Annotated in this window: 34 protein-coding genes; 18 read left to right on the top strand and 16 right to left on the bottom strand. The window is 61.3% G+C overall.

Annotation, left to right across the window (positions count from 1 at the left end; translation table 11 throughout):
* The 18 genes from NGR01S_RS32050 to NGR01S_RS28220 all read left to right on the top strand — a co-directional run.
* Positions 1-236 (top strand): hypothetical protein (locus tag NGR01S_RS32050; protein ID WP_218020841.1); only part of this gene is annotated, 236 nt, incomplete at its 5' end.
* Entirely contained in the window at positions 236-412 is a 177-nt protein-coding gene (locus NGR01S_RS31290) for a hypothetical protein (protein WP_156511144.1), read from the top strand. The genes NGR01S_RS32050 and NGR01S_RS31290, both read left to right, overlap by 1 nt.
* Before the next feature lie 94 nt (positions 413-506).
* On the top strand, positions 507-830 hold the full coding sequence (locus tag NGR01S_RS28155) for a hypothetical protein (protein WP_063042150.1): 324 nt from the start codon (positions 507-509) through the stop codon (positions 828-830).
* Between the two features lie 96 nt (positions 831-926).
* Positions 927-1,292 (top strand): hypothetical protein, encoded by a 366-nt coding sequence (locus NGR01S_RS28160; protein WP_063042152.1) that lies wholly within the window; start codon positions 927-929, stop codon positions 1,290-1,292.
* 773 nt (positions 1,293-2,065) lie between these two features.
* Positions 2,066-2,323 (top strand): hypothetical protein, encoded by a 258-nt coding sequence (locus tag NGR01S_RS28170; RefSeq protein WP_063042156.1) that lies wholly within the window; start codon positions 2,066-2,068, stop codon positions 2,321-2,323.
* Positions 2,320-2,697, top strand: coding sequence for a hypothetical protein (locus NGR01S_RS28175; RefSeq protein ID WP_156511147.1), 378 nt, complete (start codon positions 2,320-2,322; stop codon positions 2,695-2,697). The genes NGR01S_RS28170 and NGR01S_RS28175 overlap by 4 nt, the downstream gene beginning before the upstream one ends.
* Entirely contained in the window at positions 2,694-2,924 is a 231-nt protein-coding gene (locus tag NGR01S_RS31295) for a hypothetical protein (protein WP_156511148.1), read from the top strand. The genes NGR01S_RS28175 and NGR01S_RS31295 overlap by 4 nt, the downstream gene beginning before the upstream one ends.
* Before the next feature lie 52 nt (positions 2,925-2,976).
* Positions 2,977-3,135, top strand: a complete 159-nt coding sequence (locus NGR01S_RS31300) for a hypothetical protein (protein WP_156511149.1) — start codon at positions 2,977-2,979, stop codon at positions 3,133-3,135.
* Positions 3,136-3,199: 64 nt separating this feature from the next.
* Positions 3,200-3,397: a hypothetical protein gene (locus tag NGR01S_RS28180; RefSeq protein ID WP_063042160.1), complete on the top strand. Its 198-nt coding sequence runs from the start codon at positions 3,200-3,202 to the stop codon at positions 3,395-3,397.
* Between the two features lie 84 nt (positions 3,398-3,481).
* On the top strand, positions 3,482-3,895 hold the full coding sequence (locus tag NGR01S_RS28185) for a hypothetical protein (RefSeq protein ID WP_063042162.1): 414 nt from the start codon (positions 3,482-3,484) through the stop codon (positions 3,893-3,895).
* A gap of 338 nt (positions 3,896-4,233) precedes the next feature.
* Entirely contained in the window at positions 4,234-4,581 is a 348-nt protein-coding gene (locus NGR01S_RS28190; RefSeq protein ID WP_063042164.1) for a hypothetical protein, read from the top strand.
* Between the two features lie 21 nt (positions 4,582-4,602).
* Positions 4,603-4,809, top strand: a complete 207-nt coding sequence (locus tag NGR01S_RS28195) for a hypothetical protein (protein ID WP_063042166.1) — start codon at positions 4,603-4,605, stop codon at positions 4,807-4,809.
* Positions 4,810-4,825: 16 nt separating this feature from the next.
* Positions 4,826-5,011 (top strand): hypothetical protein, encoded by a 186-nt coding sequence (locus NGR01S_RS28200; RefSeq protein ID WP_063042168.1) that lies wholly within the window; start codon positions 4,826-4,828, stop codon positions 5,009-5,011.
* Between the two features lie 117 nt (positions 5,012-5,128).
* Entirely contained in the window at positions 5,129-5,347 is a 219-nt protein-coding gene (locus NGR01S_RS28205; RefSeq protein WP_063042170.1) for a hypothetical protein, read from the top strand.
* The gene (locus tag NGR01S_RS31305) at positions 5,344-5,562 is read left to right on the top strand and encodes a hypothetical protein (RefSeq protein ID WP_156511156.1); all 219 of its coding nucleotides are present in this window, start codon (positions 5,344-5,346) and stop codon (positions 5,560-5,562) included. The genes NGR01S_RS28205 and NGR01S_RS31305 overlap by 4 nt, the downstream gene beginning before the upstream one ends.
* Positions 5,559-5,888: a hypothetical protein gene (locus NGR01S_RS28210; protein ID WP_063042172.1), complete on the top strand. Its 330-nt coding sequence runs from the start codon at positions 5,559-5,561 to the stop codon at positions 5,886-5,888. Before NGR01S_RS31305 ends, NGR01S_RS28210 begins: the two co-directional genes overlap by 4 nt.
* 420 nt (positions 5,889-6,308) lie before the next feature.
* Entirely contained in the window at positions 6,309-6,476 is a 168-nt protein-coding gene (locus NGR01S_RS31310; RefSeq protein ID WP_156511155.1) for a hypothetical protein, read from the top strand.
* Entirely contained in the window at positions 6,473-7,018 is a 546-nt protein-coding gene (locus tag NGR01S_RS28220) for a helix-turn-helix domain-containing protein (RefSeq protein ID WP_157107474.1), read from the top strand. The genes NGR01S_RS31310 and NGR01S_RS28220 overlap by 4 nt, the downstream gene beginning before the upstream one ends.
* Here the strand turns inward: NGR01S_RS28220 and NGR01S_RS28225 are convergent.
* The 16 genes from NGR01S_RS28225 to NGR01S_RS28285 form a co-directional block, all read right to left on the bottom strand.
* The gene (locus NGR01S_RS28225) at positions 6,983-7,714 is read right to left on the bottom strand and encodes a hypothetical protein (protein WP_063042178.1); all 732 of its coding nucleotides are present in this window, start codon (positions 7,712-7,714) and stop codon (positions 6,983-6,985) included. The genes NGR01S_RS28220 and NGR01S_RS28225 overlap by 36 nt on opposite strands.
* A gap of 441 nt (positions 7,715-8,155) precedes the next feature.
* Complete coding sequence (locus tag NGR01S_RS28230) at positions 8,156-8,539, bottom strand: hypothetical protein (RefSeq protein WP_156511154.1); 384 nt, start codon at positions 8,537-8,539, stop codon at positions 8,156-8,158.
* Positions 8,536-8,982 (bottom strand): hypothetical protein, encoded by a 447-nt coding sequence (locus NGR01S_RS28235; RefSeq protein ID WP_063042182.1) that lies wholly within the window; start codon positions 8,980-8,982, stop codon positions 8,536-8,538. Before NGR01S_RS28235 ends, NGR01S_RS28230 begins: the two co-directional genes overlap by 4 nt.
* A gap of 184 nt (positions 8,983-9,166) precedes the next feature.
* On the bottom strand, positions 9,167-9,505 hold the full coding sequence (locus NGR01S_RS28240; protein ID WP_063042185.1) for a hypothetical protein: 339 nt from the start codon (positions 9,503-9,505) through the stop codon (positions 9,167-9,169).
* Complete coding sequence (locus tag NGR01S_RS31315; RefSeq protein WP_157107475.1) at positions 9,502-9,657, bottom strand: hypothetical protein; 156 nt, start codon at positions 9,655-9,657, stop codon at positions 9,502-9,504. Before NGR01S_RS31315 ends, NGR01S_RS28240 begins: the two co-directional genes overlap by 4 nt.
* Complete coding sequence (locus tag NGR01S_RS28245; protein ID WP_063042187.1) at positions 9,654-9,938, bottom strand: hypothetical protein; 285 nt, start codon at positions 9,936-9,938, stop codon at positions 9,654-9,656. Before NGR01S_RS28245 ends, NGR01S_RS31315 begins: the two co-directional genes overlap by 4 nt.
* Before the next feature lie 84 nt (positions 9,939-10,022).
* A complete protein-coding gene (locus NGR01S_RS28250; protein WP_063042189.1) occupies positions 10,023-10,502 on the bottom strand; it encodes a hypothetical protein in 480 nt (159 codons plus the stop codon).
* A gap of 670 nt (positions 10,503-11,172) precedes the next feature.
* On the bottom strand, positions 11,173-11,415 hold the full coding sequence (locus NGR01S_RS28260) for a DUF7427 family protein (protein WP_063042193.1): 243 nt from the start codon (positions 11,413-11,415) through the stop codon (positions 11,173-11,175).
* Entirely contained in the window at positions 11,412-11,585 is a 174-nt protein-coding gene (locus NGR01S_RS31320; RefSeq protein ID WP_157107476.1) for a hypothetical protein, read from the bottom strand. The genes NGR01S_RS28260 and NGR01S_RS31320 overlap by 4 nt, the downstream gene beginning before the upstream one ends.
* The gene (locus tag NGR01S_RS28265) at positions 11,582-11,827 is read right to left on the bottom strand and encodes a hypothetical protein (RefSeq protein WP_063042195.1); all 246 of its coding nucleotides are present in this window, start codon (positions 11,825-11,827) and stop codon (positions 11,582-11,584) included. The genes NGR01S_RS31320 and NGR01S_RS28265 overlap by 4 nt, the downstream gene beginning before the upstream one ends.
* Positions 11,812-12,183 carry a hypothetical protein gene (locus tag NGR01S_RS28270; protein WP_063042197.1) on the bottom strand — a complete coding sequence of 124 codons (372 nt, stop codon included), beginning with the start codon at positions 12,181-12,183 and terminating at the stop codon, positions 11,812-11,814. The genes NGR01S_RS28265 and NGR01S_RS28270 overlap by 16 nt, the downstream gene beginning before the upstream one ends.
* A gap of 9 nt (positions 12,184-12,192) precedes the next feature.
* Positions 12,193-12,417: a hypothetical protein gene (locus NGR01S_RS28275; protein ID WP_063042205.1), complete on the bottom strand. Its 225-nt coding sequence runs from the start codon at positions 12,415-12,417 to the stop codon at positions 12,193-12,195.
* Entirely contained in the window at positions 12,414-12,866 is a 453-nt protein-coding gene (locus tag NGR01S_RS30625; protein ID WP_084481783.1) for an endonuclease VII domain-containing protein, read from the bottom strand. The genes NGR01S_RS28275 and NGR01S_RS30625 overlap by 4 nt, the downstream gene beginning before the upstream one ends.
* A gap of 82 nt (positions 12,867-12,948) precedes the next feature.
* Positions 12,949-13,737 (bottom strand): phage antirepressor N-terminal domain-containing protein, encoded by a 789-nt coding sequence (locus tag NGR01S_RS28280; protein ID WP_245664812.1) that lies wholly within the window; start codon positions 13,735-13,737, stop codon positions 12,949-12,951.
* A 21-nt stretch (positions 13,738-13,758) separates the two neighbouring features.
* A complete protein-coding gene (locus tag NGR01S_RS31325; protein WP_157107477.1) occupies positions 13,759-14,115 on the bottom strand; it encodes a hypothetical protein in 357 nt (118 codons plus the stop codon).
* Between the two features lie 196 nt (positions 14,116-14,311).
* Positions 14,312-16,663 (bottom strand): bifunctional DNA primase/polymerase, encoded by a 2,352-nt coding sequence (locus NGR01S_RS28285; protein WP_063042209.1) that lies wholly within the window; start codon positions 16,661-16,663, stop codon positions 14,312-14,314.
* Positions 16,664-16,719: the final 56 nt, after the last annotated feature.

A 16,719-nucleotide genomic window follows, 5' to 3' on the forward strand; every position in this document is an offset into this window, starting at 1 on the left:
GTCAGAGTCCGAAAGGGACAGCCACCGTGAAGCTCATAAAAGCCCAGGTCAACCGGGCAGTTCGTTCGAATCACCAAAGCCGGATCGATCGCATGGGGATCCATGTCCAGGTCATGCGCGCTCTGGGTGACGTCCAGGGAGTGTACGCCGCAAAACGGGCAATTCAAGTGGACTACAGCCAGCAGCTGGCCACCTACGGCCAGATCGTGGCTGTCGCTCGGGGGGTGGCGTTCTGATGCTCGACATGGACCGCGTTCGCTACGCACTCGCAAGCAACCCGTTCGAACCGATGGCTTACAACCGGCCACACGACACGTTCATCCGATCGGGAGACGTCTACCTGTTCGCACAGGACGGCTACGAAGGCGGGATGGACGTCTACCACTCGAACGCAACCATCGGCCTGCTCTGACACAACGGCCCTAGCCGCTATAGGCGTAGCCGCTCACACCAGCACTAGGGCACTCTGTACACCGACGAAAACCCACCACAGGAGGACTGAAGACATGACCGGATACAACGTTGCCCACGGGGATACTGCGGCCGTCCAGCTGGACCTGGACAACGATTACGGAACCTACAAGACGTATCAGAACCTCATCAGTCATCTCGCCTGGTGGGACGAAGAGGGCAGCACCTGGAACGACGTCGACAAGGCTGCCGATGCCGTGCGTGAATTCGTGGAGGGGATCAAGACGGGTGAGCGCACACCGGAGTTCGGCGAGATCTTTGACGCGGACCTGGGCTCGGTCGACTTCCGCGAAATCGTGACGGATGTTCTGCGGGAAACCAACCTGCAAGAGAAACGAGACGCGGACGCCGGACTCTGACAATTGAATAGTCCCGCATGGTGAATTGGTCGGTTCGATTCCGGCCCGGGACACCATTTCGAATTTCATAAACCCACCCACTTAGGAGACATACCAATGGTCACCTTGGATAAACACGTCCAAAATCAGCCCGTGCTGGCCGAATCGCTGGCCCTGTACGAATTGGAGTTCTCGCCGGCGGCGCACGCAATCCCGGGACTCATGGCGAACGATCCGAATTCGCTGAGTGTCGCATTCGAGTATTTGAGTGTCGGGGCCGCAGAGGAAAGACTCATCGAGGATGCATATACGCGAGGATGGTTGGCCGCTGCCGAAATGAGCAGAGAGCACGGGCTCGGTATCGACGATTGGCAGGTAATCAAGGAGTATCCCGCTGGCGTCACCAAGCCGCGTGATTGCTACTTGTTCCGCAATGGTCACTGCCAGGGGTGGGAAGACTATTTCGAGGAATCAGGGGCGTAAGACATCAACCGCCGGCGTCGGTACTTCAAGGCTGGCCGATATCGACGGTTGGCGATGGTAGGGGCCTATGTGCTCCGCATTGCGCAGGATGAATTACTCGGCACTCCCGAGCGGATGCCCTGTGCAGTGCAGTCCACATAGACAACTCAGAAGAGGAAAGAGAAATGATTCACACATTGAAGTCAACCAAGACAATCACCCTTCCCCTCAACGGCGTAAGAGTGCCATACGCGGTTACCGGAGAACTGTGGCATAACGGCAAACGGGTGCGGGTGGACGAGTCGCTTTTTACTTGCTTCTCGTCCTCAGAGTGTGGTTCCACCAGGAAGTTCAAGGTGCGCATCAGCGGAGTTTCGAGCATCAGCAGTGCGCGGAAGTTGCTTCGGGAACTGGGATACGTCGGCGAGGTAGTGCATCACGTGACCGGCTACGCCTACGGCATTAATTGGTGAACCTGAGGGTTGTGCGTGCGGACCGAATAAACAAACTCAGGAGGGAAGAGAAATGAAACCAGCAACATTGTTCGAAGTAGGCCAAAAAATCGAAAACTTCGTCGGCGCGAAGGGGCTTGTCGTAGCTACTCGCGTGGCAGCGAGAGACGTACTGATCTCTTGGGATGACGAGAACGAGGGCCGTTACTGGTGCTCCTCACAGTCGTTGGTTCTCTCGAAGGATTGATTCAGTCCTGAGGGTTGTGCGTGCGGGCCGGATGAATTGGCGATGGATTCCGGCCCGCTAGCAGAGCCACAGAGCGACGAAAAGACAGGAGAGACATGGACGACAAGCCGAGAGCGCGCATAGAGGCCGCAGGTAGGCGCATGGGGTGGGCGGTCCATCTCGGCGGTTGGCAAATGTTCCGGGGTGTGACGCTCACGCGGGGTCCGCAGGTTATTCGAGTCGACCTCGACACCCGGAATCGCATTGTGCGGGGCGTATTGGAGAGTGCCGGCGCTGTTGTCGAACGGGTGCACCCCACCGAGAAAGACAAGGTTCGGCGCATCATCAGCTTTATCGAAAGGGCAGGCAAGTGAGCATGATCCGAGTGACCCAGTGCGGCCGGACGAATGTGCCGAAGGTGGCCTACCAGGCTGCGCGACCGGCGATCGAAGGCGGATCCATACCCGGGAACATCTACGTGCAGGTGGGCGATGAGGAGTCCCGGATCTATTTCGAGTTGCCTCATGCGCTTGTAGTCGCCCGGGAGATAGTCCGGATAGCCGATGAGGACGCGGTCAAGGCTCGGGCGAACAGCAAGATGGTCGTGGGCACTGTCCGACTCCACACGGGGCAGATGACAGGCCAGAGGTTCGCGCGGTGCACCGAATGCGACTGGACGGGCCAGGGCGAGAACCACGACGCGGTCAACCTGGCCGGTGCAGAGCACGAATGCGAGGAAGTTCGATGAGCAATAGCTTCATGTCCGTAATGAGCCACCTGCCGGGGCATCGAAATTTGCCAGAGGTCGACTTGCACACCCGAAGTAGTGGCGAGCGGCAAATCACCATTGAGGTCGGCGGAATCCTGTTCCTGGACTTGGACCATGCGGCGCATGTACGCGATGAGATCACCAGACTTCTGCAAGGGGTGAATCATGCTGCGGATGCTGCGGCGCCGGCGGATAGAGCGTCATAGGGCCCGGGTGGTCGCCGGTATACCTCGGGACACGACAGACCATCTTGCGGCCTTGCTGGTGATAGAGACGGACGAGACCACGGCACGAGCACTGGCGGCAGCGCTGAACGAACGCCGGTCCATCACGCTCACCCTGGCCCATCAGCAGTGCTGGCACATGACACCGGCCGAAGAAGTGGATCCGGGGCCGAGTACAAGCCCGATGGTCTGAAACACCCGGCCCGGTGTCGGCTCACGGAACTACGATCACACCCAACCAACCAGGAGGAAACACCATGAGCGCAGCACTGAATATCGAACAGGTCCGGCGGATTGCACAGGAGTCGGTTATCGACCTGAAGGACATGGCGATGCTCATCCTGAACCACGCCGAAACGGAAGCCGACAAGGATCTGGCCGAGCAGGTGGAGGCATTCGCGAAGCGGCTCAGTGAGCGAATCCGGGAAGCTCAGGCCAGCTCTACCCCCGAGTGATTTTAAGCCCTGGCAGTCAAGCTGTGCGGCCGTCGTAGGTCACCAGGGCACGACAGACCATCTACTACCCCCGAAGGATTTTCGATGAGCGACTACCGCATACAGCACAAGGCGCCCGGGCGCGACAACGGCGTACCCCTTCCCGAGCTGGACCGGGCCATTCCCGATGTCTACGACCGGCCACAAGATCACCACGGGGGCGATGATGCCGAACTGATGACGGCGGTTCGGGCCGCGCGAGGCAACTTTGACCGGATCGTGCGCATCTACCGATCTGTGCCAGCTGGCGTGGAAGCGATCAACCCGGGCGACTGGGTGAGCCTGTCCGAGGAATACGCACGACGGGAAGGTATGCACCACGAGGACGAAGCGCTGGACATGCCGGTAATCTGGGCCGACGTGCCCGCCGGGGATGTGTGGTGGAACGCGGACAGCCTTTATGAGTTCGGGTATTCGCCCGAGAGCACCGCTTCGCGCCCCCCGGAGGATTTGCGGTGACGCGGCAGGACTGGGTCACACGGATCGTTTTGTGGCTCGGGGTGTCCGGGCTACTGCTCTTGCTCGGGTGGATTGCCTCGATGCTGTGACGTAGGGCGATTTTCCCTCTAATCTGATCTGTCCGGTTTCAAACGTGATGCCGGTCACCAGATTGAGGGGAAAATCTCATGCGCAGAGCCGCTGTAGCCGTCGTTCTTCTTGCTCCGCTGGTCCTCACGGGGTGTCAGCGGGAGGAGTCGACAGCAGCAGAACCGCCGGCCGTCGTCAGCCCCGTATCCACGTCGGCGGCATCGCCCTTCGATATCGACTCGGCGCCAAAGACAGCGTTCGGATCACCGATGGTCGTGGACTACGAGGGCGAGATGAGGATGACGGTCGGATCCTCCACTGCCGGCGCTCCCGAAGGACTGATACCGGGCGGCGGGGAAGTGGTGACCATGGATGTGACCTTGGAGTACGTCTCGGGGTCGCCGGCCTACCACAACGATCACCTCTCCCTGGTGACTTTCAACGGGGAATGGATCAAGGCGGTGGAGTTCGATACCCGGATGCCCAATGCAGCAGTGGCGCCGGGAGAGAAGAAGACAGGGCCGATCACCTTCGCGCTGGAACGTGCAGACCAGGTGCCGGCCGCAGTGGTGTACATGACCGAATCGGGACGGGCCCAAGCGGTCTGGTCCTTTTGATACCCCCGGAGGATTTTCGATATGACCCACACAGTCGACCGAGACGAGCTCTACGACCGCGTAACAGAGGAGTACGAGGTACCACGGGGGGTTTCCCTGGAAGATGCCGACGCGGTGACGGATTCGGTTATGGAAGTTGTCTTCAAGCATCTACGCGAGGCAGGCGTGATGATGCCGGAAAAGCAATACCAGCGCCTGTACACACTCGCCCACCCCAGCGAGCTCTAACCCCGGAGGATTTTCGATGACGAACGACGAACTGATCGAGATACTCGCCGCCCAGCCACCGGGCACGGAAGTACGGATATCGCGGCGAGAAGAAGGCCAGATAGGCGAATGGCACGACCGGATCACCGATGCCAAGGCCGTGGAGCTGGGTTTCAGCAACGAGGTCCGCGTCCTGCTCCATGTCGAGCGCGCAGAGTACTAGCCCCGGAGGATTTTCGATGGATACAACCGACTACCAGTTCTCGGCATGCGACAGCTGCGGAAAGGTCTACTGGGACGACCGCGACCTTGCAGACCATGCCGCATCGGAGCATGCCTCATGAGCGGCTACAGCTACCGAGACCAGCTGCCGGCAGGCACACGAGTTCGACACGCTAGCGACAACACGCCCAACGCCTTCCGGAACGGCTCGGCAACCATCCTGGAGCGCATAGAGCAGAACAATGGCCGCCAGCCTGAATACCTGGTCGCGCTGGATGACGGATCCGTGGACACCTGGAAGTACGTACACCCCATAGCCCCGGAGGATTTTCGATGAGCAACGAGAGTCGCAGTGAACGAAGAGCCGCGCGCGAATACGCCTGGCGACTGCTCCAGCCCGACAACCCACCACGTCGAAGCGTTCGCCGGATTTCCCACCTGTTCCTGGATCTGCTGTTCGCAGTCGGCTACCGGGGAGAGCGCGCCAGGGTCAACCGGATCATCCGCGAGCTCGGCGACCAGACGTCAACACCCCCGAAGGATTTTCGATGAGCAAGCGCGACGTCCTGCTTCGGCACTACCCATGGACCGTACCGGAGGAGCATCGAGGCGAGATATACCGGCTGCTGGAGCTGCACGGCGAGTACTTCATGGATGCCGGCAAGGGAATGGCCGAGAGCGACCTGGAAAGACTGCGAGAGTTCTGGGCTTACCTACACGAAGGTGACCTGGTAGTGGAGTACAACCCGTGGGCAGCCGGCGAGAAGTGGTCGTATCAGCCCCGGAAGCCGGAAGACGAGAAGTCGATGGTTCGGGAGAACAGGCACACCAGGATAACCCCGGAGGGGCAGGTCATATGGCGGTTGCCGGCGGAGTAAGTGTGAGATTTGCCAGCAAACGATCCGGAACCGATGCAGCGATACCCCTACCCCCGAGTGATTTTCGAAGACGGGACGGTCACAAACCAAGATCGCAGGTTCCAAATGGATAACTTCTGGCAAACAGCGTTTTAACTGGCGTAACGATGACCACAGCGGCTCGATAGGCCACAGACATGAAGTGCGAGCAGAACCACAGGGGATAGATGAATGACTGGGTGCAAGACGACACCGATAATCACGACCTACCAGGCTCTATATATCTCGGCCCGGTCGCGACGTGAGGTAGTGCATCTAAGCGCAGTGAACCCGGCCCTGACAATCAAGGACAAGATCGGGGCGCGACGTCTCAAACGGGAACCGCTCCGAGCCGGCATCGACTTGTGGCGGGATCCGGAGGCCGTCATAGGAGTTGCGCCCGTGCTGAACATCCTGGCCATGTACGTGGTCCAACACCTACGAAATCCGATAGAAGTGCCCGTGATCTACGGCGATGTCGTGTGCACCGGTCGCGGGCGTACAGGAGAGATAATCGCTTTGGACGACGGGCCGCTCAAGACGTTCCGCGAAGCCCTGGAGCTGCAATGACAACCACTACCCCCGAGGAATTTTCCGTGATGACCACCGAACCGCGCCTGGATGCCTCTGACCTGGCCGAACTTCTCGCACAGGGGCACAACCAGTCCGATATCGCCCGGATGCGCGGGGTGTCACGTCAGGCGGTGTCCAAGCAGTTGCGTCGGCATGGGCTGATCACCGATCGTCGGCGGATACTGGAGGAGAACTTCCCGTTCCAGGTGCCGGCTCGACTCGCTCAGACCAACCAGTACCGGATGCTGCGGGATCTCGCCGAGTTCTGGGTTACCCGTGGCGCTCGGATGTCGAGAGAGAAGAAATCCCGACTGAAGTCGCTGCATGCCATAGTCGGGGATGGTTCGCACGTCATCGAGTTCGACCCGGATCTGCCGCCTGGGCCTGGGGTGAGCGGGGGCGGGTGGGCCTATCGGAAACGTGTGGTGGGCGACCGGAATCTGATCATCCGCGTCAACCACCACACGCTCCCGCTGACCGACGTGGCCAAGGAGATCTACTCGCTACAGCTGGTCGAGCAGATCCCCGAATCGATATAGATGTTCTCCGGTCTCGGGATCGTCACCGACTGAATCGATTTTGCCTCGATTGACCCAGACCCGGATCGTGGATCGCTTGAACTTCTTGCCTTCGAATTCCCCCAGCGCCTCTGCTTGCCTCGCAGTAACTTGATAGTCGCGACCCAGTTCGCGCAGTTTGTCCCGAGTGTCCTGGATCGAGAACGCACTCCCACAACTACATACCGCCAGCCGCTTATGAGCAGCCCCATAGACCGGCCGGCCACAATCGCAGTCCCCCAGCCACAGCAGCCCTGGCCTGGGGGTCACTGCTTTTACGGCCACCTTGTGCGCGTGGTCGATCTCGTTGTAGACCTCGGCGGCGATCTCGGACTTGGCAAGCAGCAGCACCTCATCGGAAAGCCGCCGCGCCATCCATGTGATCACCCGATAGATATCCCAGCCCGACGTCTCTGTGCCCGGGTGTGGGGCGTATGGGCCGAGCGTATCCCTGATCACCCGGGCGGCATCGGAGGCGTGCTCGTCGAACATCAGCGGGGTCTCCGAGTTGCTACCCCCGGGTGATTTTTCGCCTACGGACTGCCGAGTTGCCTGGATCTCCAGATCTTCGGCCAGGTCCACGATATCGAGCAGCAGCTTGCGCAGACTCTTGACGCAGTCCCAGCAGAGGTAATGTTCGGCCGGCCGGGAACAGTTGGGGCGGTCGCATTGACTCATGGCGCCTCCTGTCCGTACTTCTGTGCTGCCTTCTTCTGACGATGCAGCTTCCTGAAGTATGGGTAGTCACGGCGGTGGTCCAGCTCGTAGTAAGTGCCGCACTCGCCGCAGCGCCAGATCGAGCCGTCATGCTTGCCTCGCCGATCGGGGAATTCGCAGCTATGAGGAGGCTTTGCGACGTATACCCAGGTCATCGAGCCCTCCCCTGTCCCGGCTTCGGCAGCGGGGGTGGCAGCGGCGGCCGGGGTGGATCGGAGAGGGTTGCCTGCTGCTGCCGAAAGAACCAGCAACGGCGCCAGATCTCATCGCCCCACTTGACGCCCCGGAACCGCCAGATCCTGCCGCAGTCGTCGCACTGCCATACGCTGCCCACGTTCTGCTGCCTGGCATAGCGCTGAGGCATCTGGCATTTGTGAGCCGGGGGTACTTCTCGCAGCCAGGTCATTCGAAGATCACCTCCGCGCCATGAACATCGAAGACCTTCAGCAGTTCGTGCAGCTTCAAGTCGAACTCACTGCCGCCGGATTTATTGCCCGCTACGTGGTAGTGCCTGTCCTGCACGAAGACGATGTCCGGGCTCATGCCACGACCGGCGGTGTTGATGTTCCATGGGGAGATGGTGCGGATGTGGATGCTGCCGACGAGATGAAGGCTCCACTGCCCCGCACTCCGGTAGATCTTGTCCGCGTGGTGGTCCCGATCCTGTAGGCACTTTTCGAGTCGGTTGAACTGATGCCGAGATGAGGTGTTCAGCGGGGTCAGGACCAGGATCTTCTTGCCTTTCAGCATGTCGGCAACCAGCCCTTGATCTACATATCGGTTCATTCGAATGCTCCGTTGTCGCGAAGGGATATGTGCTCGTCCATCAGGCGGTCGGCCTCGTCGGCGGTCAGGGCTCGGGCGTTTGCGGTGTGCGGGAAGTTGCCGACCGAATGGAACAGGCCCAGCGGCGGGAGCTCGTCATTCCAGACTGTTGACCTGATGACCGGAGTGCGGGTTTCTCCTCTGGCGCCGGCCTGGATTGCCGAGAATGTGCGACGGTCGGGGAAGTGCGAGTAGAGAACCTTGTACAGGCCGACCAACTCCGGAGCCTCATCCAGGACTTCGACCTCGGCGATGCTCAACTGATCCGTTGCGTCAACGCCTTCGCAATAGCGGTTCCAGAAGAGCTCGGCCGCCTCGTAGGAAGAGAATCGGCGCACCACCTCGTAGTCCTCGCCGCAGCGGTCGCAGTGTTCGTAGGTTCGGCGGACTTCGTAGATCTTCATTCGCTGTCCGACTCTGCGCCTGTCGACACCAGCACCACGGCACGCGGCACAGTGCCCCAACCCACCGGCTCCCAGTTCGTGGTCCACGTGATAAACCTGCCCGTGCCGGCCTTGCGACGTCGTTCCCTGGCCCTGTTCTTCATCTTCGGGTAGAACACCGGCCACCTGGGCTTTTGTCCTCTGCTCATGCTGTCTCCCGTTTCTTCTGCGCGGCTTCGTAGATCTCGCGGTATCTGGCCATGCGGTCGGCGAAGGTGTTGCCCTCGACCAGGTACTTGCGTGGTTTGGTCAGCGAGATCTTCGGCCGGGGTTTCGGTGTGCCGTGTTTGCGGTAGGGCTGCTGGCCGGCTGTTCCGCGCTTGGTCTTCCGGCGTTCGCTGATGTCTGCGGCGTTGCGGCTGTAGTAGGCGTCGGCCAGCTGTTTACTCCGCCCGGGGTTCTGTGCGCGCCAGGTCTTGCGGTAGCAGGTGTTGCAGAGGCCCCGGGCGTGGATCGGTTTGCCGCAGTTGTTGGAGCAGGTCATTTCCGCTTTTCGAGTGCTTCGATGCGACGGATCAGGCCCTTGTTGACCTCGGACTGCATGCGATTCATCTCGTTCTGCCGGTTGGTTTTCTCGACGAGCTTTTCAAGGGTGCGGAGCATAGAACTGAGCGTTCGATAGGTCGACGGCATCATTCGGTCACCTCGGTAGCCAAATCTTTGCGAGTGCCAGCAGAAACCAGCTCGTGGCGCTTGAACCAGGTCGTGGATGCGCCGGCGGCGATGGACCCGTTCTCGCGGGGTGTGCGCGGTTTGGTGAAGATGACGCCGTACTCGGTCAGGTGGGCGTGAGTGCGGTCGCGGTTGACCTCTGTGACGGTGCCGACCAATCCGCGAAAGCGAGGCCAGGTGCCCTTGGGCGGATACAGGGTTTCGTCGCGTTCGATACGGACCTTGTCGCCGGGCCTGAAATTCATGGGGGTTACCTCTCGAATACAGAAGGCTGCCCTGGGCTCCGTGTTGAAATCTGAGAGCCTCGGGCAGCCTTGGTGGGATTGGGGTCAGGGGATCGGGACATCCAGGGCCGGAAAGAAGACGTGGCGTTCGGTCGTTCTAGGGCCCCTGTCGGCGTCGAACGGCCATGGCATCTCTGCCCAATCCAGGAGCCACGGGCCGGACCGCTGATGCCACCCCGCGTTGATCGTGTAGATGTTCGGCGGCTCGGCGGGTTCGGCTTTCTCGATGCGCTGGGCGAAGCCGGTGTAGACGTAGCCGTTGCGGTCGGTGATCGTGAGTCTGGGCAGCTGGTCGTGGCGGGTTTGGATCTCGGCTTCGACGTAGCGCCCGGGCCCACCGATCGTTAGCGGGGAGTCGAGAAGCGAGAGCGGGCGGTAGTGGACTGGGTGATTGCGATCGGTCGCGGCCCGCCATTCGGAGGTTCCAGTACCCCTAGCGCAGGTGAGACAGATATCAGTACTGCCGTCGATGGTCTGCGTGGGCTCCCGGTCGGGCGGGTTGGCGTCTATCCACCAGTGAGGCATGAGGATGTACCCCTTTCGAGGTGTAGTGGGTTTCAGGAGAAGAGAAAATCTGGCCGCTGCGCGGGCTGGGCTGACCGCAAGGAGCACCCAGGGGTGCCGGTGTCGGTCTACCCCTTCCCCAACGTGGCCCGGTAACCATGCCTCCATATACCGTCTGGAACACGACTCATGGCCACCTGTCCCGGAAGACAAGCGGCTTCATCGTGAACCCAGGGAAGGCTGTGCACGGCACTAACCGGGGTGCGCACATGGGAGGTGTACGACTGGGGTACTCCCAGACTGCTGGTTAACGGGGTTGTGTGTCCCCTGGTCGGGCTAGTCAATAACGACCGCAAGCAGGGGAGTGGCTGATAAGCCGAATGCTGTAGCCTGATGGCCACGGCGTCGGTCTGGTTGCTCAGATCCTCGCCCAGGGCCTCGGCAGTGCTGGTAACACTTCCGGGGCCCGACTTGTATCCGGAACATTAGCAGGTTTCGAACTCCTTGGGCGCCTTTGGGTGTGGGTCGATCGCCGAGCAGGAGTAGCCGTTGCCCGCCAGTGCGTGAGCGATCGTGTGGTCGGATATCCAGTGGCCGGAGTCGTCGTGGGGATCCAGCCGTTCGCACCGGTAGCCGCCGGACTCCTTGGCTTTGCAGGGGAGATCGATACTCCGGTGGGCTACCTGGCAGATCACGTGAACCTCGTTCGCTGGCGGGCCCAGCCGAGTGCGCGGTAGGCGTCGTAGCGGCTAAGGGTGGGGTGGTCGCCGGCGAGGAAGTGCAGCGCGGTAGCCATAACGGCCGTCCAGACGATCAGGGGGTGCCTAGCCTTCAGTCGGTGGATTGCGTCGGTCAGCGTCTCTTCCTCGGCCGCCCCCAGGTCTATGGCGATGACTGCGGCCAGGATCAAGAGGCAGCCGTGTTCGCCTTTCATGGTTGGACCTCCTCGATGCGCCACTGTTGCCCGACATGCTCGTACATGCGCTCTACGGGCCAACCTGTTCTGGCGGACTCCTCGCGCGCTTCTTCGGGGTCGCTGGTCTCCATCCACAAGCTGCCGTCCGGCTGAAGGATTCGATACCAGCGAGTTGGGGTCCAGTTCATTTGCCTTCCTTGGGTGGATGGATCCTGTACAGGCGGCGGCCGACCCTCTCGATGCGGTGACCGAGGGCGCGGTAGATGTCGAACAGTTGGTGCATTGCTGCGGTCCTGCCGGAGAGCCGGGGAGTGGACAGCTGGGGTGTGGATCGGCCGGATTGGATCGCCTTGACGCAGTGCCATTGCCAGTCGGTGAGCTTCAGGCCGGCATGGGCTTCGATGACCTCGCGGGTCAGTTCGGTGGCCATCGTTCGCCCGCCTCCTCAGCGGTTCTGATGGATGGCCAGCCATGGTCGTCGCCCCCGAAGGTGATCTCGACCGCGTCTCCTGTGCGGATGGAGCTGGCAATTTCGAGAAGTTCCCGGCGCAGTTCATCGCCTTGGTTCGAGCTCCCCCACCCCTCCTTGCTGCCATCCGGAAGGAAGACGTAGGAGTGGTAAAAGTTGACCGGACTCGGAATCGGGCCGACGAGGATCTGCTCCCAGCCCTCGGGCAGGCGGTGGCGAAACTCCTCGATTTCGGGGATTTCGACCGGTCGACGAGGCGCACCGGTGTACAGCGGGACGTAGGTGATCACGATGGCGTTGTGGGAGATGGTCCCCATGAGTTTCTCCTAGTTGATGGGGGCGAGGATGATTGCGGGTACGCCGGCGTCGGGGTCGAAGCACTCGCAGTCCGGGTAGGTCACTGCGCCGGAGTAGGTGGCGTCGGCTTCGTAGTGGCCCAAGCACAGCCCCCAGAGGGGTGAATGGCTGTTGCCCTCGGCGTCCTTGCTCATGACGATCAGGTGGTCGCGGGGGTGCTGGGAGAGCAGGTCGATCAGTTCGCCGTTGGTCATGGGTTTCTCCTTGTCGGGTGAAGGAACTCGGGGGATTGAGCGGGTGGGGTGATGAGGTAGGTAGCGCCCCGGTGGAAGAACTCGGGATTGTCGCCGGTCCGGCCGAGCAGCTGATTACAGTCCGAGCAAAGAAGCCCGCGATTGCAGCGCCCGCAGGTCGGGGTTTCGGGGCAGCAGCTGTGGTCGTGGTCGACGGCGAGCTTCTTGGTCCGGCCATTGCGAGGGCACATGTAGCAGCGGCCACCCTGGAACTCGTAGAGGCGCTGATACTCGCCCGGGGCCATGCCGTAGGTCCGTTGGCACATCTTGTCGTGAGCGTTGGCCTTGCCGGACTTCTTCTTGGCGCGGGTGTGGGTGGTGCAGCGAGGCGATCGGGGGCCGCTATCGGGGTGGATCGGCCGGGAGGTGGTGACGCCCTCGGTCAGGCAGTCGATGCAGCGGACCGTCACGGCGTGCTGGCCTTTTGCTGAGCGCTACTGGGGATGTGCAGATCTCGCAGCCCCCTGCATGTCCCGATCACACAGCCGGCCATCACTCGGCGCCCTCAAGGGAGGACCGAAGAACAGCGAATGCCGCGTCCATGATCGGGCGATCAGCTTCGGTGTAAGCGAAAACCTCCCGCTCGGTGCCATCGATCAACCGAACAGCCCGACCCGGCTCACGACCGTGCTGCTTGACGAACTCGGCCTTGACCAACTTGCCGAAAGAGCTGCGGATCGTGCGCTCAGCTTTGCCTTTGATGCCGCGATCTTCGAGATAGCCGGAGATGGTCAGATGCCGCTGGGCCGGGTTGATCTCGGGTTCTTCGCTGAGGCCCTGCGCCAGGACGTGACGAGCCTTGGTCTCCAGCCAGTTGTCGTCGATCAGACCACGCGCTGCTGCCAGAAGCTCCATACGGGCCTGTGCCACGCTGGCGATACCCCGGAGCTGATCCTCTGTGGCCCGGGGGTTGATGGCGCCGCCTTCGTGGAAGTACTTGTCCAGGGCGTCAGCGGCCTCGGTCTGGAATGCGCGGACAACGGGACGAGACTCCTCCTTGACCCTGTTCTCATCGATCGTTGCCAGCCACATCGTCATCGTGCGCCGGTCGATCAGGGTCATTTCGCGGCCCTTGCCGTCTGCGGCAACTGCGGAGCTCATCACCGTAGTTGCCCACGCCTTCTCCTTGAGCTTCTTGCGCTGCCCCTCCGGATCGACTCCCAGTGCTTCACACATAGGCTTCAGCGCTACCCAGGGCTCGCCATTTATCTTCATGGCCATGATCGGCTGGTCGGAGCCGGGGGCGGCTACAGGCATGAGGGTATTGTCTGTCATTTCCATCATTGCCTTTCTAATTACTAATCAGAAACCCGGATTATCGGCGTCGGGTATTTCTTCGAATTTCATTTCCGCCGGAGTTGGTTGGCTTTCGCAGCGGTGGTCGCGGACGATCTTGCCGCCGAGGCCGTGTGGGCTTGTGTTTATTGCCCATGTTGTTCTGCGCGAGAGATTGCCGTCCGCGATGAACCATGTGCGGTAGCCCTGAGCCAGCGCGAGGATCTCTCCGGTCAGTGACAGGTGCTGCGGATCGAAGTGGTGCGGGCGGGCGTCGTAGAGCGCGGTCAGTATCTCTCGCCGGCAGAGATGGCAGCGGCCTGTTCTGGTGCGCGGATGAGGGTTGGGGTAGCGCCACTTGGGTGCTGCACTGCGGCGTGACACAGCGCCTCTCAATCTCTTCAAAGTGAAGTGTTTCAGGGGCAGATCTCTCCACGAGTGGTGCAGTGCCGTCGCACCCCCTATAGGGGGGAGTGCAACACCACCGCACAACACGTGAACGAGTGGAGATCTAGAGGGGTGCTGCGGCACAAGTGCAACAGGTGCAACACCGACTGCTGCACCGCAGCACCAAGAGCGCTCAGGAGGTCATCAGAAAGTCATCTGGACTAGTGTCCGGAGCCTTGTATGGCATGACGAGGTAGTGGAGCAGCGCTCGGTTGGCCCCCCGTTCGATCCGGACAAAACCGCCATCGACGAGCTCCGTGACGACCTTGCTGACGCGCCTGGAGGTGAGCCCCGTATGGTCGACAAGGCCGCGCTGTGACACTCCTTTCTGGGCGCCTTCGAGCTGAACGAGAGCGTCGGAAACTTTTACTTTGTCGAAATTCATTTCCACTCTCGCTTTATCCAGATCGTCATCGGAATTACCGCTCATCTCCTCGTGGATAACGCGCATCAGGACCGCCCCATCGCCCCGCGCATCGACGACTACGGAGCCTGCATAAAAGCCATTCTTACGCTTGTCTGCAAATTCCCGAATTCCTCCCGGTTTATCCTTCATTACCGTTAATTCCAATTTCCCGAGGCGCCCTCTGCCGAATTGTTCGACGCATTCGACCCCGTACATCGCGCCATCCACCATCGCCTTCTTGGCCTGGGCGCCGATAGCAAAGGAGCCTCGTCCGTCCTTGCTCTTGGAGACGTGGTCGATCGCGATCACAGCAGCGCCGGTGGCGGTCAGGGGCTTCAGCATCAGCTGGTGGAAGGTGGTGGCATCGGTGTTGTCGGTCAGCTTCAGGCCCAGCAGGGTCATTGCCGCGTTCCAGCCGTCCAGCACGATGATGTCGGGTCGCATGGACGTCATGGCGCCGTAGAGCTCTTCCCATGCGCCTTCTTCCGCGCTGGGGTGGCCGCTGGGTTGGACGTAGGCGAAGAACTGGCGCAGCACCGACGCCGGCACCCCGAGAGCGAGCAGGCGGCCGACGATGGACTTGGCGCTGTCCTCGAAGTCGAGATAGAGAACGGACCGCCCCTCGTTCATCGCCTGAGCCGCAGCATGCATCGCCACCCACGACTTCCCGGACTCGGGTTCGCCGGCCAGACAGTTCACACGCGCTGGGTAGATCAACCTCTTGCCATCGTCACGTGACAGCTCGGTTGGCTGCTCCGGCTCGAAATCGCCCGAGAGGATGGCATCCAGGTCGACCGGTCCCCAGGAGGTGCGGGATTCGGTGGTTCCTTTCTCTACCGGCTCGGCGCCCATCAAGAAGGCATCGGCGTCATCTCGGACCGGACTGCCATCGAGCTCGAACTCCACGGATCCATCCGGCTCGCCCATCAAGAAGGCATCGGCGTTGAACTGCTGCCTGAACTCTGGGTCCTTCAGATCCTCCCGCAGGTCACTCCAGAAGACGCTCTCCTCGCCCATCAGGAAGGCATCGGCCGGATCTATTTCAGGAGTAACCTGCGCCGGCTGCGGATCGGGCTCTGACCTGGGCGGCTCTTTTTCAGCTGCAACCGCCTGGACATCCAGAGTCCCCTTCGGCATTCCCATCAGCTGTTCGAGGCTCAGGCTGGAGGGTGTGGAGGCGATCAGGTCGTGCCCGCGCTGCCCCCTCACCATCCGATCCCACTCATCCTGAGCGCCCGGCCGATCCTTTCCCACTGCCGCGACGAACGCCTTGCCCAGCTTCTCCAGCGCTTCCCGGATCCCCGACTCGCCACCCTGTTCGGCCATCCGGAAGAGCTTCAGAATGTGCCGCAGGGTGACATCGTGGCGGGTGCCGGCGTGGGTTTGGAGTTCGGTCAATGCCGTGGCCAGCTCCTGCTGCACCTTCGGGGACATCGGCCCGCCCGGCAAAGACTTCAGGACCTGCTCCACGTCGCCGGAGGCAGTGATCTCGGCAGCTGGCGTCCGCTTCAGTCCTTCCACCCAGGTCGCCGGCAACATAGGCAGCGAGCCGGGCCGGGGGATCTCGGTGGTGGGGTTGCCATCTGCGGTGAGCCAGCGATAGACCCGGCCGGTTTCCGAGTGCATCGAGGGCCAGACCACCGTGTATCTGTGGAAAAATTGCACCACTTCGATGTCGCCGAGTTTGAGCTCCGGGAATCGAACCATCGTCTCCAGTTCGGTGCCGGCCTCTATGCGGAACAGCCGGATACCGGAGATGCCATCGATGCGAGAGGTCGATCGGACAGTGGCCGGCAGTGGACCCCAGCGCCTTTCGGCCTCCGCCAGGGTGTCACCGCCCTTCTTATCCTTGTAGTGATCAACATCTAAACCGATGACCGTGTTCGGCAGGCGCAGACCGATATTGCCCTGGGGGTTCTCTTCGGCCCACGCCTGGATGTCTGGCCAGCTTGGAAAGTAGCCCTTGTAGCCGGTGGTGTCCTTCGGGGGTGGGAACTTCTGCCCGGTCGGAAGCAACAAAACGCCCCGCCAGGAATGATTCCAATACAGCGGGGCGGCGTCTGCGAAACCTTCAGTCACGGGCTACTCCTTCGGGGCATATGGATCGATCCCCTGAGCTCGAAGGCGCTTTTCCC

The organism is Nocardia grenadensis NBRC 108939 (assembly GCF_001613445.1).
Lineage (GTDB): Bacteria > Actinomycetota > Actinomycetes > Mycobacteriales > Mycobacteriaceae > Nocardia > Nocardia grenadensis.

Excerpts from the sequence above, each read along its gene's own strand:
- NGR01S_RS28195 (WP_063042166.1), top strand. The coding sequence starts at position 4,603 with ATGACCCACACAGTCGACCGAGACGAGCTCTACGACCGCGTAACAGAG.
- NGR01S_RS28155 (WP_063042150.1), top strand. The coding sequence starts at position 507 with ATGACCGGATACAACGTTGCCCACGGGGATACTGCGGCCGTCCAGCTG.
- NGR01S_RS28240 (WP_063042185.1), bottom strand. The coding sequence starts at position 9,505 with ATGACCTGCTCCAACAACTGCGGCAAACCGATCCACGCCCGGGGCCTC.
- NGR01S_RS28205 (WP_063042170.1), top strand. The coding sequence starts at position 5,129 with ATGAGCGGCTACAGCTACCGAGACCAGCTGCCGGCAGGCACACGAGTT.
- NGR01S_RS28200 (WP_063042168.1), top strand. The coding sequence starts at position 4,826 with ATGACGAACGACGAACTGATCGAGATACTCGCCGCCCAGCCACCGGGC.
- NGR01S_RS28220 (WP_157107474.1), top strand. The coding sequence starts at position 6,473 with ATGACAACCACTACCCCCGAGGAATTTTCCGTGATGACCACCGAACCG.
- NGR01S_RS28275 (WP_063042205.1), bottom strand. The coding sequence starts at position 12,417 with ATGACCAACGGCGAACTGATCGACCTGCTCTCCCAGCACCCCCGCGAC.
- NGR01S_RS28180 (WP_063042160.1), top strand. The coding sequence starts at position 3,200 with ATGAGCGCAGCACTGAATATCGAACAGGTCCGGCGGATTGCACAGGAG.
- NGR01S_RS28250 (WP_063042189.1), bottom strand. The coding sequence starts at position 10,502 with ATGCCTCACTGGTGGATAGACGCCAACCCGCCCGACCGGGAGCCCACG.
- NGR01S_RS31290 (WP_156511144.1), top strand. The coding sequence starts at position 236 with ATGCTCGACATGGACCGCGTTCGCTACGCACTCGCAAGCAACCCGTTC.
- NGR01S_RS28265 (WP_063042195.1), bottom strand. The coding sequence starts at position 11,827 with ATGGCCACCGAACTGACCCGCGAGGTCATCGAAGCCCATGCCGGCCTG.
- NGR01S_RS28185 (WP_063042162.1), top strand. The coding sequence starts at position 3,482 with ATGAGCGACTACCGCATACAGCACAAGGCGCCCGGGCGCGACAACGGC.
- NGR01S_RS28260 (WP_063042193.1), bottom strand. The coding sequence starts at position 11,415 with ATGAAAGGCGAACACGGCTGCCTCTTGATCCTGGCCGCAGTCATCGCC.
- NGR01S_RS28235 (WP_063042182.1), bottom strand. The coding sequence starts at position 8,982 with ATGAAGATCTACGAAGTCCGCCGAACCTACGAACACTGCGACCGCTGC.
- NGR01S_RS28210 (WP_063042172.1), top strand. The coding sequence starts at position 5,559 with ATGAGCAAGCGCGACGTCCTGCTTCGGCACTACCCATGGACCGTACCG.
- NGR01S_RS28230 (WP_156511154.1), bottom strand. The coding sequence starts at position 8,539 with ATGAACCGATATGTAGATCAAGGGCTGGTTGCCGACATGCTGAAAGGC.
- NGR01S_RS31315 (WP_157107475.1), bottom strand. The coding sequence starts at position 9,657 with ATGATGCCGTCGACCTATCGAACGCTCAGTTCTATGCTCCGCACCCTT.
- NGR01S_RS28280 (WP_245664812.1), bottom strand. The coding sequence starts at position 13,737 with ATGGAAATGACAGACAATACCCTCATGCCTGTAGCCGCCCCCGGCTCC.
- NGR01S_RS28190 (WP_063042164.1), top strand. The coding sequence starts at position 4,234 with ATGGTCGTGGACTACGAGGGCGAGATGAGGATGACGGTCGGATCCTCC.
- NGR01S_RS31295 (WP_156511148.1), top strand. The coding sequence starts at position 2,694 with ATGAGCAATAGCTTCATGTCCGTAATGAGCCACCTGCCGGGGCATCGA.
- NGR01S_RS31305 (WP_156511156.1), top strand. The coding sequence starts at position 5,344 with ATGAGCAACGAGAGTCGCAGTGAACGAAGAGCCGCGCGCGAATACGCC.
- NGR01S_RS28245 (WP_063042187.1), bottom strand. The coding sequence starts at position 9,938 with ATGAATTTCAGGCCCGGCGACAAGGTCCGTATCGAACGCGACGAAACC.
- NGR01S_RS28170 (WP_063042156.1), top strand. The coding sequence starts at position 2,066 with ATGGACGACAAGCCGAGAGCGCGCATAGAGGCCGCAGGTAGGCGCATG.
- NGR01S_RS28225 (WP_063042178.1), bottom strand. The coding sequence starts at position 7,714 with ATGAGTCAATGCGACCGCCCCAACTGTTCCCGGCCGGCCGAACATTAC.
- NGR01S_RS28270 (WP_063042197.1), bottom strand. The coding sequence starts at position 12,183 with ATGGGGACCATCTCCCACAACGCCATCGTGATCACCTACGTCCCGCTG.
- NGR01S_RS31320 (WP_157107476.1), bottom strand. The coding sequence starts at position 11,585 with ATGAACTGGACCCCAACTCGCTGGTATCGAATCCTTCAGCCGGACGGC.
- NGR01S_RS28160 (WP_063042152.1), top strand. The coding sequence starts at position 927 with ATGGTCACCTTGGATAAACACGTCCAAAATCAGCCCGTGCTGGCCGAA.